The sequence below is a fragment of the Georgenia sp. Z2081 genome, from assembly GCF_055326445.1.
The window spans coordinates 260,955-272,654 of the sequence record NZ_JBUZNK010000003.1; the positions used below are offsets into that span (position 1 = coordinate 260,955).

The 11,700-nt window shown below is 70.8% G+C and carries 14 protein-coding genes; 4 read left to right on the forward strand and 10 right to left on the reverse strand.

The window, feature by feature from the left end:
- Nucleotides 1-62: 62 nt before the first annotated feature.
- Nucleotides 63-1,013, reverse strand: a complete 951-nt coding sequence (locus ACZLKG_RS06975; RefSeq protein WP_463648312.1) for an aldo/keto reductase — start codon at nucleotides 1,011-1,013, stop codon at nucleotides 63-65.
- Between the two features lie 108 nt (nucleotides 1,014-1,121).
- On the opposite strand from ACZLKG_RS06975, the gene ACZLKG_RS06980 reads away from it, so the two are divergent.
- Nucleotides 1,122-1,604 carry a MarR family winged helix-turn-helix transcriptional regulator gene (locus ACZLKG_RS06980; protein WP_463648313.1) on the forward strand — a complete coding sequence of 161 codons (483 nt, stop codon included), beginning with the start codon at nucleotides 1,122-1,124 and terminating at the stop codon, nucleotides 1,602-1,604.
- Between the two features lie 96 nt (nucleotides 1,605-1,700).
- Here the strand turns inward: ACZLKG_RS06980 and ACZLKG_RS06985 are convergent, their stop codons facing one another.
- Entirely contained in the window at nucleotides 1,701-2,093 is a 393-nt protein-coding gene (locus ACZLKG_RS06985) for a hypothetical protein (protein WP_463648314.1), read from the reverse strand.
- A gap of 58 nt (nucleotides 2,094-2,151) precedes the next feature.
- The gene (locus ACZLKG_RS06990) at nucleotides 2,152-2,739 is read right to left on the reverse strand and encodes a TetR/AcrR family transcriptional regulator (RefSeq protein ID WP_463648315.1); all 588 of its coding nucleotides are present in this window, start codon (nucleotides 2,737-2,739) and stop codon (nucleotides 2,152-2,154) included.
- A 156-nt stretch (nucleotides 2,740-2,895) separates the two neighbouring features.
- Here ACZLKG_RS06990 and ACZLKG_RS06995 point away from each other — a divergent pair, with 156 nt between their 5' ends.
- A complete protein-coding gene (locus ACZLKG_RS06995) occupies nucleotides 2,896-3,306 on the forward strand; it encodes a VOC family protein (RefSeq protein ID WP_463648316.1) in 411 nt (136 codons plus the stop codon).
- A gap of 183 nt (nucleotides 3,307-3,489) precedes the next feature.
- On the opposite strand, the gene ACZLKG_RS07000 is transcribed toward ACZLKG_RS06995, so the two are convergent.
- The 5 genes from ACZLKG_RS07000 to ACZLKG_RS07020 form a co-directional block, all read right to left on the reverse strand.
- Entirely contained in the window at nucleotides 3,490-4,083 is a 594-nt protein-coding gene (locus ACZLKG_RS07000; protein WP_463648317.1) for a TetR/AcrR family transcriptional regulator, read from the reverse strand.
- A 4-nt stretch (nucleotides 4,084-4,087) separates the two neighbouring features.
- Complete coding sequence (locus ACZLKG_RS07005; RefSeq protein WP_463648318.1) at nucleotides 4,088-5,893, reverse strand: PH domain-containing protein; 1,806 nt, start codon at nucleotides 5,891-5,893, stop codon at nucleotides 4,088-4,090.
- Nucleotides 5,890-6,414, reverse strand: coding sequence for a PH domain-containing protein (locus ACZLKG_RS07010; protein ID WP_463648319.1), 525 nt, complete (start codon nucleotides 6,412-6,414; stop codon nucleotides 5,890-5,892). Before ACZLKG_RS07010 ends, ACZLKG_RS07005 begins: the two co-directional genes overlap by 4 nt.
- A gap of 131 nt (nucleotides 6,415-6,545) precedes the next feature.
- Entirely contained in the window at nucleotides 6,546-7,394 is an 849-nt protein-coding gene (gene arsM / locus ACZLKG_RS07015; RefSeq protein ID WP_463648320.1) for an arsenite methyltransferase, read from the reverse strand.
- A 152-nt stretch (nucleotides 7,395-7,546) separates the two neighbouring features.
- Nucleotides 7,547-7,792 carry a CopG family transcriptional regulator gene (locus ACZLKG_RS07020; protein WP_463648321.1) on the reverse strand — a complete coding sequence of 82 codons (246 nt, stop codon included), beginning with the start codon at nucleotides 7,790-7,792 and terminating at the stop codon, nucleotides 7,547-7,549.
- A gap of 154 nt (nucleotides 7,793-7,946) precedes the next feature.
- On the opposite strand from ACZLKG_RS07020, the gene ACZLKG_RS07025 reads away from it, so the two are divergent.
- A complete protein-coding gene (locus ACZLKG_RS07025; RefSeq protein ID WP_463648322.1) occupies nucleotides 7,947-8,585 on the forward strand; it encodes a hypothetical protein in 639 nt (212 codons plus the stop codon).
- Between the two features lie 9 nt (nucleotides 8,586-8,594).
- Here ACZLKG_RS07025 and ACZLKG_RS07030 read toward each other — a convergent pair whose 3' ends face one another.
- Both ACZLKG_RS07030 and ACZLKG_RS07035 read right to left on the reverse strand, forming a co-directional pair.
- The gene (locus tag ACZLKG_RS07030) at nucleotides 8,595-9,458 is read right to left on the reverse strand and encodes a hypothetical protein (RefSeq protein ID WP_463648323.1); all 864 of its coding nucleotides are present in this window, start codon (nucleotides 9,456-9,458) and stop codon (nucleotides 8,595-8,597) included.
- A complete protein-coding gene (locus ACZLKG_RS07035) occupies nucleotides 9,455-10,054 on the reverse strand; it encodes a hypothetical protein (protein ID WP_463648324.1) in 600 nt (199 codons plus the stop codon). Before ACZLKG_RS07035 ends, ACZLKG_RS07030 begins: the two co-directional genes overlap by 4 nt.
- A 470-nt stretch (nucleotides 10,055-10,524) precedes the next feature.
- Here ACZLKG_RS07035 and ACZLKG_RS07040 point away from each other — a divergent pair.
- Nucleotides 10,525-11,687 (forward strand): IS3 family transposase gene (locus ACZLKG_RS07040; protein ID WP_463648325.1). Its coding sequence is split into 2 segments (ribosomal slippage): nucleotides 10,525-10,803 and nucleotides 10,806-11,687, totalling 1,161 coding nucleotides; the frame shifts between segments, so codons are not numbered across the junction.
- Nucleotides 11,688-11,700: the final 13 nt, after the last annotated feature.

Sequence of the window (11,700 nt, forward strand, 5' to 3'; positions counted from 1 at the left end):
CCGGGGCCGCTCAGGTCAGTGCCGCGGTTCCCGGCCCGTCGCCGGGCCGGAGCGGCAGCGGGTCAGGCAGCCTGCGCGTACGGCTCCGACGCGGCGTCGAGGCGGGCGACCTCGTCGGCCGAGAGCATGAGCGACGGCGCGGCCATGAGGGCCGGCAGCTGCTCGACCCGGCTGGCCGAGGCGATCGGCGCGGTGACGCCCTTGGCGAGCAGCCAGGCCAGCGCCACGGTCGCCGGCTCGACGTCGCGGGCCCCGGCGATGTCCACGAGCGTGTCGACCACGTCGAAGGTGGCGTCGGAGAGGTAGCCGGAGAGCATGCCCGCGCGCGCCACCCCCTCGATCTCGCCGGCCGCGCGGTACTTCCCGGTGAGGAGGCCCGCCGCGAGCGAGGAGTAGGGCAGGACGGCGGCGTCGAACTCGGCGGCGATCGTGCCGTAGCCGTTCTCGACGTCGGCGCGGTGCAGGAGGCTGTACTGCGGCTGGATGGCGACGGGGACCGTCAGCCCCTCGCGCACGGCCGTCTCGAAGAACTCGCGCGTGCGCTCGGGGGAGTGGTTGGACAGGGCGATGTGGCGAACCTTGCCGGACCCCACGAGGTCGTGGGCGAGGCGGGCCTGGTCCGCGATCGTCACGTTCTCGTCGTCGTAGTGGAAGTAGTAGAGGTCGACGTAGTCGGTCTGCAGGCGACGCAGGGACTCCTCGAGCGCGGTCGTGACGTTCTCCCGGGCGAGTCCCGTCCGGGCCGGCAGCCCGCCGACCTTGGTCGCGAGGACGACGTCGGCGCGGTTGCCGCGCTCAGCCATCCACTCACCGATGACCTGCTCAGACACGCCGCCGTCGTTGCCGTCGACCCAGAAGGAGTACATGTCGGCGGTGTCGATGAAGTTGCCGCCGGCGGCGACGAACGCGTCGAGCACGGCGCACGAGGCCTCGCGGTCCGAGGTCCACCCGAAGGTGTTGGTGCCGAGGTTGAGTGGGAACACCTCGAGGTTCGTGCGCGGGATGAGGGTCATGGGGACTCCTTCGCTGGTCGGGTGCGGGCGATCCGGCGGGAACGCTTGCTACGGAAACAAAGGTACGCTCTATTACTTTCCGTGGCAACTCATTGCTACCCTCGGGTGATGGACAACACCTCGGAGCCGCGCTGGCTCACGGCCGACGAGATGGCGACCTGGCTCTCGCTGTGGTCGACGATGACGTGGCTGCCCGCCCGTCTGGACGCCCAGCTGCGCAGGGACGCCGGCCTGAGCGCGAGCGAGTACCACGTCCTGTCGCAGGTCTCGATGGCACCGGGCCGCTCCCGGCGCCTGAGCGAGGTGGCGGCGGCCGCCAACCTCACGCTGTCCCACCTCTCCCGGGTCGCCGACCGCATGGCGCGCGCGGGCTGGCTCGTGCGCAGCCCGGACCCGGCCGACGGTCGCTTCACCCTGGCGACGCTGACCGACGAGGGGATGCGCGTCGTCGAGGCGGCCGCCCCCGGGCACGTCGCCGCGGTGCGCAGCTACGTCTTCGACCGGCTCGGCCCCGAGCAGGCGGCGGCGCTGGGGGAGGCGCTCGCCGTCGTGGCGGAGGCCGTAGGGCCGGCCTCCATGACGAAGGACTGAGCCGGCCGGGGCTGCTGCTGCGACGAAGGGCCGAGCCGGTCGGGCCTGCCGCCTCGACGAAGGACCGGGCCGGTCGGCGGCCGGGCGACGGGGTGATCAGCCGGCGAGGACCAGCCCTGCACCGGCCCCGATCACGCCCACCACGACGGCGACGCCGCCCGCGGCGATCGACCACCGCATGGCGTTGGGCCGCTGCGGATCCTTGCCGACGACGGACAGGAAGAAGCCCAGCGGCATGAGGATCGCCCCGAGCAGGACTCCGCCGGACATGGCCTCGGACCAGGCCGGCACGTCTGCGCCGCGCAGGTAGAGGCCGATGACGAGCCCGAGGATGACGAGCACGCCGGCGTGGGCGTGGCCGGCCCGGAAGTAGGTGCGCTGCAGCTCGTTGGCGGGTACCCGGCCGCCGACGACCCGCAGGAGGAAGCTCCCGCCGAACGCGATGGCGACCACGGTGAGCAGGACGATCCCCGCGTCGGTGTCGGACATGGTCAGGCCTTTCGTCGGTACTGCCGGCGGTCGAGCGCGGTGGACGGCGCGCGATCGGTCATGTCGGCGACCCGTAGAGCATCCCGGCGGCGCGCCGGGCGAGGTCGGTGAGGTCGGGGGCGGGGCGGCCGCCGGTGAGGTCGGCCCGCTCGAGGTTGCCCGTCAGGGCGAGGGTGGTGAGGCCGTGGACGAGCGACCAGCCGGCGACGACGGCGGCGTGCGCGTCCTCGACCCGCCCGTCCGCGCCGAGCGTCTCGACGCCACCGCGGAGCTCGCCGAACGCCCGGCTGCTCGCGCGTGCGAGCTCCGGGTCGTCGAGCAGGAGGTCCGGTGCGAACATCACGGCGAAGTGCGCCGGGTGGGAGGTGCCGTACTCGACGTAGGAGACGCCGACGTCGAGGAACGTCCCCCCTCCCTCGCGGGTGGCGATCAGGGCATCGGCGAGGCCGTCGAAGCCCTCGGTGGCGATGGCGGTGAGCAGACCGTCGCGAGAGCCGAAGTGGTGGCGGGGCGCCGTGTGCGAGACGCCGATCGCGGCGGCGATCGCACGCAGGGAGAGCTGCTCGGGGCCGGACGACGTGATGACCCGCAGGGCCTCGTCGATGACCGCGCGCCGAAGGTCGCCGTGGTGGTAGCTCGGGTGCATCCCCATAACTTACTGCCGGTAAGTTGCCACTGTAAAGATGATGCGCGCGTGCGCCGACGAGCGCACTCCGGCGCCGGTTGGCAGCGGGGGCGACCACGGCAGTCGTCCCGTTGCCACGTCGTGGCCGGAGGAGGACGATCGCGGGAGGAGGCGACCATGACCGAGTACCCGACCATCCGACTCACTGCCATCGATACGACCGACGTGCGCGGGCTCGCCGACTTCTCCCGCGAGCTTCTGGGCTACCGGTACCGGCCCGGGGACGAGCCGCCGACCGGCGGTCCGGAGACTGCCGACTGGCTCGTCCTGCAGGATGGTGCGGGGGTCGACCGGCTGGCGTTCCAGGAGGTCGAGCGTCTCGAGCGCACGACCTGGCCCTCCCACGACGTCCCGATGCAGATGCACCTCGACCTGACGGTCGCCGGCCGCGACGAGCTCGAACGCCAACGTGGGCGGGCAGAGGCGCTGGGCGCGGCGCTGATCATGGACCGGACGGACGACCCTGACGTGCCGCTCTACGTGCTCGCCGACCCGTCCGGGCACCCGTTCTGCATCCTCGTGTGGTGAGGCGGAGGTTGCTCGTCGACCGCCCTCGACCACTGCAGGGAGACGAGCGACGGCAAGCGGGCGACCGGGGTGCCGGGTCCCGCCGGATCACGCGTCCGCGCGATCGCCGCCGGGCAGGAAGTCGTCGACGAGTCGCGGTGTTGCGTGGGAGGCGGGCGCGTCGGCGCCCTTCGCGCGGGTCGGTCAGTCGGCCACCAGGCCGCGGAGCACGAGGCCCGGGATCTCGGCCAGCATGGGCGCGAGGTCCGCGTCGAGGTCCCGCTCGAGGAGGGTCGTGGGGGTGTCGATGAGGTGCTCGACGAGCGAGACGGCGACGTCGAGCGGCATCTGACGCAGCTCGCCGGACGCCATGCCGTCGCCGATGATCCCCCGCAGGAGCGCCGAGTCCTCGTCGCTCACCACGAGGTAGACGGGCGTCCCGTTCGCGTCGCGGTGGGAGACGGCGATCTCGACGCCGGCCGAGATCTCCGGCCGGTGCGTGTCGAGGTGGTGCAGGTAGGCCTCGACGTAGGCGCGCAGCCGCGCCGTCGGACCCTCGTGCGGTGCTACGGCGGCGGCGAGCGCGGTCTCCAGCTGGCCGAACACGTGCTCGAGGACGTGCATGAGCAGCGCGTCGCGGGAGCCGAAGTAGTAGACGACGGCGCTCTTGGCGACGTCCGCGCGGCGGGCGATCTCGGCCAGCGAGGCACGCGGGTAGCCCACCTCGTTGACGGCGGAGATCGCGCCGGCGAGGATCTGCCGGCGCCGCGCCGCCCCGGTGAACGTCTCGGTGGTCACCGGATCATCGTGCTCGATCGGGGACGAGGAGCTCGTCGACCAGGCCCGGCGCGGCGCGCACGGCGAGGTCGACCGCCTCGTCCGCGGCGACGTCGTGGGCTTCGTAGGCGCCCCACCCGCCGGCGGTCATGGCCGAGACCGTGCTCAGCCCGAGCCGGCGCTGCAGCAGCGAGCGGCGCACGGCGATCGTGCTCACGGCGTCGCGGCGCAGGGCGGTCGTGGTGCGGGTCGTCAGCCCGGACCGCACCACGAGGTGCTCGCCCGAGATCGCGTGCCCCAGGGCCCGGTAGGCGACGATCGCGCCGAGCAGCGCGACCGCCCAGACCCCGACCGGCAGCCAGCCGACCCACGCGGGGACCGCCCCGGTGAGCACCGGCGTCGCCACCGCCGCCGCCACGACGGCGGCGAGGCCGGTCGCCCACAGGACACGCTGGACGAGGGCGGTGCGCGGGTGGCGGCGCAGGGGTGCGTCGAACGGCGACGGGTCGCCGAGCACCTCGCCCGCGACTCGGCGTGCCACGCCGATCGGCCCCCGGGGGAGGATCGCCGTGGGCTCGGACGGGTCCCACACGCTCAGGCCGGTCGTCACTACGTTCGTGTCCGCCATGCCGATGAGCCGGCCGAGCACCGGCTCCCCGATCGACAGTCCCCGCATGCGCGCCTCGTCCCGGTTGACCTCGCGCGTGCTGAACATCCCGCGGCGGGTGCGCAGGAAGCTCGTCCCCTCCGAGCGCACGCGGGTCAGCTCGAAGCGCCAGAAGCTCGTGAGGAAGTTGATGCCCATCCCGACCGCGCCGACCAGCCCGCCCGCGACGACCACGAGCGCGATCCGCGCGACCAGGTCGAGCGAGGACCAGTCGACGAGCCGGCCGCCGATCTGGAGCAGGTCGACGCCGAACGTCAGCGCGAACCAGTACCCGCCCCAGAGCAGGCCCGCGGCCATGAGGTACGCCCAGATGCTGAACAGGTGATAGACCATCCACCACGCCCGGAAGGTCGCGAGGACCGTCGTGCGGCCGTCGTCGGCGGTCGACGGATCCTCGTCGGTCACCGGTGCGTCGGCGGGCTCCGGTCCGTGCGCGGGCTTCGGGGCGTCGGCGGGCTCCGGTCCGTGCGCGGGCTTCGGTGCGTCGGCGGGCTCGGGTCCGTCCGCGGGCGGCGGACCGTCGGGTACCTGTGGCGCCGGCCGGACCCGGGTGTGCAGGAGCTCCTCGCGCAGCCGCTCGGCGTCGGCGGTCGCGAGCGCGTCGAGACGCAGCGCGGACTCTCCCGCTGCCGTCTGCTGACCGGCGCCGATGGCGACTACCCGCAGTCCGCCGAGGCGGTGGTGGAGCCTCGCCTCGGTGTCGACGCTGCGGATGCGCTCGCGCCGGATCGTGCGGTGCGAGCGCACGAGGACCCCGGTGCGCCGCTCGACATGGGTCGGCGTGACGCGGTAGCGCGTGAACGCCCAGCGCACGAGGTCGGCCGCGGCGCCGACCACGCCGATCGCGGCGATGACGATGAACGGCCAGAGCGCCCCGAGGTCCGGTCGGATGCCGAACGCGAGCGCGATCGGGACCGGCAGCGTGGAGACGAGGCTGCGCGCGAGGTCCACCCAGATCACGCGGTAGCTCAGCCGGTGCCACGGGGTCGGGTCCGACGCCGCGACGGCATCGGGATCGCCGGACGCCTCGTCCGTCGGCTCGCGGGTCGACGTCGTCGGGTGGGCGTCGGCCACCGGCTCCGTCCCGTCCGACGCGGGGGTGGTCGTGACGCCGTCCGTCGTCGCGGGCCGGCGATCGCCGGGGGAGGCGGGGTGCTCGCTCACGTGGCGTCACCCTCGGTGAGCTCGGCCGCCTTCGCCAGCCGCGTGGACGCCTCCTCGGCGACGGCGCGGTCGAGCCCCTGCACCTTGATCGCGCCGTAGGACGAGGCGGTGGTCACGCGCAGCGTCGACAGGCCGAGGAGCTGCTCGATCGGTCCGCGCACGGCGTCGACGGTCTGGATGCGGGAGACCGGGGAGACCCGCCACTCCTGCACGAGCCACCCGGTGGTGGCGTAGGCGGCGTGCTCGGTCAGCTCCCAGCGGTGCACGCGGAAGCGCCACCAGGGTTCGACGGCGACCCGGGCGAGGAGCATCGCGCCGGCCGCGATGACGGGGGCCAGCAGCCACGGCCGCGCCGACTCCCACAGGCCGTACGCGACGAGGAGCGCCGCGAGCACCGCGCCCCACACCGCGAGCGCCCGGAGCGCCCACATCGCCACGGCGCGGCGCTCGACGCTGTGGGCGGGCCGGCGGACGCGCAGGGCGGCGGCCCCGTCGCTGGGGTGGTCGTCGCTGGCGTTCATGTGCCCTCCCGAAGTTGACCGATCGGTCCAAGTCTAGACCGATCGGTCAAGAGGGTTCGACGGCGAATCCTCGGGGCGCGGCCCCCGTCCGTGCTCGGGGCTCAGGCCGTCCAGTGCCCGCCGGCCGCCGCTCAGGCGGTCCGGGGCTTGCCTGCGGAGACGAGGGCGTTGTGCATGCCCGCCGCGACGTCGCCGGTGAACGTGACCTCGGGGTCCTCGAAGCCGACGTCCCGAAGGATCGTCAGGTACTCGCTACGGGAGAGGGCGCCGGCGATGCAGCCCGCGAAGGAGCCCCGCTCGGCGCGCTCGGCGGCGCCGAGGTGGTCCTCCGCGACGACGTCGGAGATCGCGATCCGTCCCCCGGGCGTGAGGACCCGGAAGGTCTCGGCGAGGACCGTCGGCTTGTCGGTGGACAGATTGACGACGCAGTTGGAGATCACGACGTCGACCGAGGCGTCGGCCACGGGCAGGTTCTCGATCTCGCCCTCGCGGATGTCGACGTTCGTCGCCCCGGCCGCCTGTGCGTTGGAGCGGGCCCGTTTGATCATCTCGGGTGTCATGTCGACGCCGATCACGTGGCCCGTCGAGCCGACCTGGCGGGCCGCGAGGAGGACGTCGATGCCGGCTCCGGAGCCCAGGTCGAGCACTCGTTCGCCCGGCGCGAGCTCGGCGATGGCACCCGGATTGCCGCACCCGAGGGAGAGCGCCACGGCGTCTGCGGGGAGGTCGACGAGGGCGGTCGCGTCGTAGAACCCGGAACCGAAGCGGGGATCGTTCTCGACAGGCCCGCAGCAGCCGGAGCCCGACGTCGCGACGGCCGAGTAGCGCTCGCGGACCTGTTCGCGCAGCCCGGCGACCGGAGTGAGCGACAGCGTGGTGGCGGTGCTCTCGGAGGTCGGGCCGCAACAGGTACTCGCGGCTGCGCCGGTGGTGCTGCCGTCGGGGCTGCAGCAGGAGGTCTGCTCGTCCGTCTCGCTCATGCGGACTCCCGTCGTCGTGCGACAGCGCGAGGGCCGCGCCGCCCCAGGAACGTGTATCGACCCTGATCAATATAGAGACCGGTGGTCCCGGGCGCGCTGAACGAAGCCGCGAGGTCAACCAGGGACGACCCGGACGACGTCGCCGTGTGAGATCACCAGCCGGTGCTCCTGAGCAACGTGCGCTCCGACTCGACCAGGAACGGGCTGTCGGAGCCGGGTTGCCCGACCCGCTCGATCACCGCATCCGCCAGTGCCGTCAGCTCCGCCTCGCCCTCGAGCTCATCGACCAGCCGCCGTCCGGCGCGCAGAAAGAACTGCGACGGGCTCATGGCGTGTCGCGCGGCCACTCGCTCGAAGCGCTCGAAGTCGAGGTCGGGGATCGAGATCGCGGTCTGCATGCGCCCCAGCCTGATCTATCGGGCCGATCGGTGGGCATCCTGTGGACGAGCACCGACCGCGGGCAGGCTCGAGGGCGAAACTGGCACGGACGATCCGGATCCGCCCTATGTTCGAGGGCGGGCGGTCCGTGATCGCATATCTCTTGGGGGCAGGATGACCGATCCGTTGGCGTTGCTCGAGTCCGAGGTGCGCGAGCTCGTGCGCAGGCGGGACATCGACCCCGCGCGCGAGCCCGACACCACCCGGACACTGGCCGTCGCGGCTGCTGCCGAGTTCGAGGAGCGCTCGACCCGAGGGCTCGTACCCCCGCTGGCGGACGTCGACGCGGCGGTCAAGCACGTGATGGACGCCGTCGTCGGCCTCGGACCGCTCCAGGCCCTGCTCGACGACCCGGAGGTCGAGGAGCTGTGGATCAACGAGCCCGGCAAGGTCTTCGCGGCTCGGCACGGTCGGGCCGAGCTCACCACCGTCCTGCTCGACACCCAGCAGGTGCGGGACCTCGTCGAACGCATGCTCCGCTCCAGCGGCCGACGGATCGACCTGTCCTCGCCGTTCGTCGACGCCGCACTGCCCGGCGGTGAACGGCTGCACGTCGTCATCCCCGAGATCACGCGCGAGCACTGGGCGGTGAACATCCGCAAGTACCTCGTGCGGGCACGCTCGCTCGACGACCTCGTCCAGCGCGGATCACTCAGCCCGCACGCCGCCCGCGTGCTCGACGGATCGGTCCGCGCCGGCCTCAACGTCCTCGTCTCGGGGGCGACACAGGCAGGGAGGGAACCAGGATGTTAGGTCACCGCCCTAATGTGAGCAGTCCCCGCACATACCGAGCGCCAAGTCCTCACGCGCCCACTCGTGCACCGCCCGTGCAACAGTCGAGGGATCATCGAGGTCAACGGACTTATAGATGAACCCCACCAGATCCGTCGGCATCTTCGGTATCGAGGAATCCTTCAGGAGCAGGCAACGGCGTCCGGCCATGAGCATCGCGCCCACTTCGATGACGAGGTTGTAGTTCATGCCCCTGCCGCGTCGATCCTCGAAGAACGCGATCCCGTAGTTGGACGCCCACATGTGGGCGGCAACGTTGCCCCACAGGTCATCAACCAGAGCGCGCTGGGATGCGAGCAGGAAGCGGAGTCCATGAGCTTCGAGACTGTCGCCAGTCACCTCCAGAGCCGGAGCGACGGGGTCCTCATGTGTCTCGTCGTCATCCGGGAAGCGCGTCATCCCAAAGACGTGGGCGGCTGGGGGGGAGGACTTCGTGAACTCGGCGACCGGGCGTAGGAGCTGAGGCGGTGCAAGCGAGGAAGGGATAAGCGGATGCCGCGAATGGGCAAGGTGTGCGCCGCCTGGCAGTGACTCTGCGAGCAGAGCGGTGGCATCGTCACCGACGAGCTCCGCGACACGCTGCCGTCCCAACGGCGTGATCAACCACGCCCCATGTGCCTTGCCCGGCGTGGTGAGCCCAGACTTCCCGAGAGCGCCGATGACGTTGCTGATCCTGGCGGGCGCAGGTAGTGATGTGTCGCGAAACAACTGTGTGACAGCGCGCCCGCTGAAGCCGCCGTCCTCGGAGCGCCCGGATGCGATCGAAGCGAGGATGAGTGTCTGGTCGGCCATCGGCATCCTCTGCACACGGATGCCGACGGACGTGTCGGTCACGCAGGTTCCCCATTACCGTTCGAAGACGTCTTCCGGGACGTCCGTCGAGGAGCGCGTCGTTTCGGGACGTCCTGGAACTTGGACTCGACCGCCCGCCGTCCTGTCTTGGGGACGTAGAACTGTTCGCGGTCGCCATGCTGTGCGGCGATGAGGCTGCTGGACGCGGCGCTACTCCAGTCGCGGTTGTAGTTGCCCGGCATGTCTTCGTGGGCGTTGATGAGCGCAGTCTTGACGTCGTCCTTAGTGAAGGATTCCGCACCTTGAACGTGCATCAGGTAGTACCCGGCTGCACAGATCTTCTGAGCGAACGTCTTGGCTTCGGTCTCGTCGATGAACTCACCGAGCGTGAGATCGTCCCACTGCGGCAACTGTGCCGTCGCGCCGGTCTCGGAGTCTCCCGACTGCAGTGGCTGGCTAACCCCTCGCCCACGGCCAGTGGTCACGATTGGGGCAGCGCCGAACAGGAGGGCGATGACGTTGGACATCGTCGCCTCGTCCACTGGCCGGGTAATGGAAATGCCTGGACCTTCGACGGTGACTTCGGCGAAGGACGGGGGCGCTGCAGCGGGGGTTGTATCTGCATCGTTGGCTGTCATGTCTTTAAGGGTGACAGCCGTATGTATACGTTGTCAACGATGTGTGTAAACGGCTGACGCCTACGAGATGTATCGAACCCGGCTCAAGGTGCCGGGCACCACACTTAGGACCGGCTGTAGAGCTGACTGTCTGCGTAGTAGCGGCATAGGTGCGTGCGCCGTCCACGCCCTCTGGGGCATGATCGGTAATGCAGCAGTACACCAGCGTCGTATCGCGCCTGTCGGGCCTCACGTGAGGTCGTCTCGTGGCAGAGAGACGCTCCTGATTCCTAGGAGCATCCATGCCACAGCAATCCGTCGCCCCCGTCCTCCGTGCCCGCAACAAGCTCGCTGCTCTCCACGTCGGCAAGAAGCGTGGGCTCACGCCCGATCCTGACGCCTTAGTCGAGGCTCAGCTGGAGGGGTCTGCTGCACGGATAGGTGACACCTGATCTGTGGTGCCGGAAGGTGCTGCTGGAAGGATGTCGATCGTGCCCAGACCTCATCCCAAGGAGTTCCGCGACGATGTCGTGGCCGTGGCCCGCCGCGGGGACGCTCCGATCAAGGACATCGCCAAAGACTTCGGGATCAGCGAGTCCTGCCTGCGTAACTGGCTACAGGCCGCCGATGTCGAGGACGGCAACCGCCCCGGCGTGACCCGGAGCGAGTCCGCCGAGCTGCGCGAAGCGAAGAAGCGTGTCCGCCTGCTCGAGCAGGAGAACGAGGTCCTGCGCCGCGCAGCGGCCTACCTCTCCCAGGCGAACCTGCCGGGAAAATGATGTACCCGCTCGTAAAGGAGCTCGCCGCTGACAGGATCCCTGTCGCGGTGACGTGCCGGGTCCTCAAGCTCGCCCGCCAGCCCTACTACCGCTGGCTCGCCACCCCGGTCACCGACCGTGATCTCGAGCAGGCCTACCTCGCGAACGCCTTGTTCGACGCTCACCGAGACGACCCCGAGTTCGGGTACCGGCTCCTGGGCGACGAGGCCCGCGAAGCGGGGCACGTCGCGTGTGATCGCACGGTCTGGCGGACCTGCCGGGACAACCGGTGGTGGAGCGTGTTCGGCAAGAAGCGCAACGCGAACGGCAAGCGGCCCGGCCCGCCGGCCCATGACGATCTCGTCGAGCGGGACTTCACGGCCACCGCTCCCAACGAGCTGTGGCTGACCGATATCACCGAGCACCCCACCGGTGAGGGCAAGATCTATCTCTGCGCGGTCAAGGACGTCTACTCGGGACGGATCGTGGGGTACTCGATCAGCGATCGCATGAAGACCCGCCTCGCGGTCGACGCTCTGGTATCGGGGGTCTCCCGCCGCGGCGGTGATGTCGCCGGTTGCGTTGTGCATTCGGACCGCGGCTCCCAATTCAGGTCGCGCCGATTCCTGGCCGCCCTACGCTGCCACGACCTCGTGGGCTCGATGGGCCAGGTCGCCTCCGCGGGGGACAACGCCGCGATGGAGTCCTTCTTCTCGCTCCTGCAGAAGAACGTCCTGAACCGCCGTCGTTGGGCCACTCGGGCCGAGCTGCGGATCGCGATCGTGACCTGGATCGAACGGACTTACCACCGCCGAAGGCGACAGGACCGGCTCGGTCGCCTGACCCCCATCGAGTACGAGACCATCATGACCACTCAGATCGCACTCGCGGCCTGAGAACACCTGTCAC

What these genes read in the sequence shown, in the direction of transcription:
- ACZLKG_RS06975 (WP_463648312.1), bottom strand. Translation starts at nt 1,013, where the DNA reads ATGACCCTCATCCCGCGCACGAACCTCGAGGTGTTCCCACTCAACCTC.
- ACZLKG_RS06980 (WP_463648313.1), top strand. Translation starts at nt 1,122, where the DNA reads ATGGACAACACCTCGGAGCCGCGCTGGCTCACGGCCGACGAGATGGCG.
- ACZLKG_RS06985 (WP_463648314.1), bottom strand. Translation starts at nt 2,093, where the DNA reads ATGTCCGACACCGACGCGGGGATCGTCCTGCTCACCGTGGTCGCCATC.
- ACZLKG_RS06990 (WP_463648315.1), bottom strand. Translation starts at nt 2,739, where the DNA reads ATGCACCCGAGCTACCACCACGGCGACCTTCGGCGCGCGGTCATCGAC.
- ACZLKG_RS06995 (WP_463648316.1), top strand. Translation starts at nt 2,896, where the DNA reads ATGACCGAGTACCCGACCATCCGACTCACTGCCATCGATACGACCGAC.
- ACZLKG_RS07010 (WP_463648319.1), bottom strand. Translation starts at nt 6,414, where the DNA reads ATGAACGCCAGCGACGACCACCCCAGCGACGGGGCCGCCGCCCTGCGC.
- arsM (WP_463648320.1), bottom strand. Translation starts at nt 7,394, where the DNA reads ATGAGCGAGACGGACGAGCAGACCTCCTGCTGCAGCCCCGACGGCAGC.
- ACZLKG_RS07020 (WP_463648321.1), bottom strand. Translation starts at nt 7,792, where the DNA reads ATGCAGACCGCGATCTCGATCCCCGACCTCGACTTCGAGCGCTTCGAG.
- ACZLKG_RS07025 (WP_463648322.1), top strand. Translation starts at nt 7,947, where the DNA reads ATGACCGATCCGTTGGCGTTGCTCGAGTCCGAGGTGCGCGAGCTCGTG.
- ACZLKG_RS07035 (WP_463648324.1), bottom strand. Translation starts at nt 10,054, where the DNA reads ATGACAGCCAACGATGCAGATACAACCCCCGCTGCAGCGCCCCCGTCC.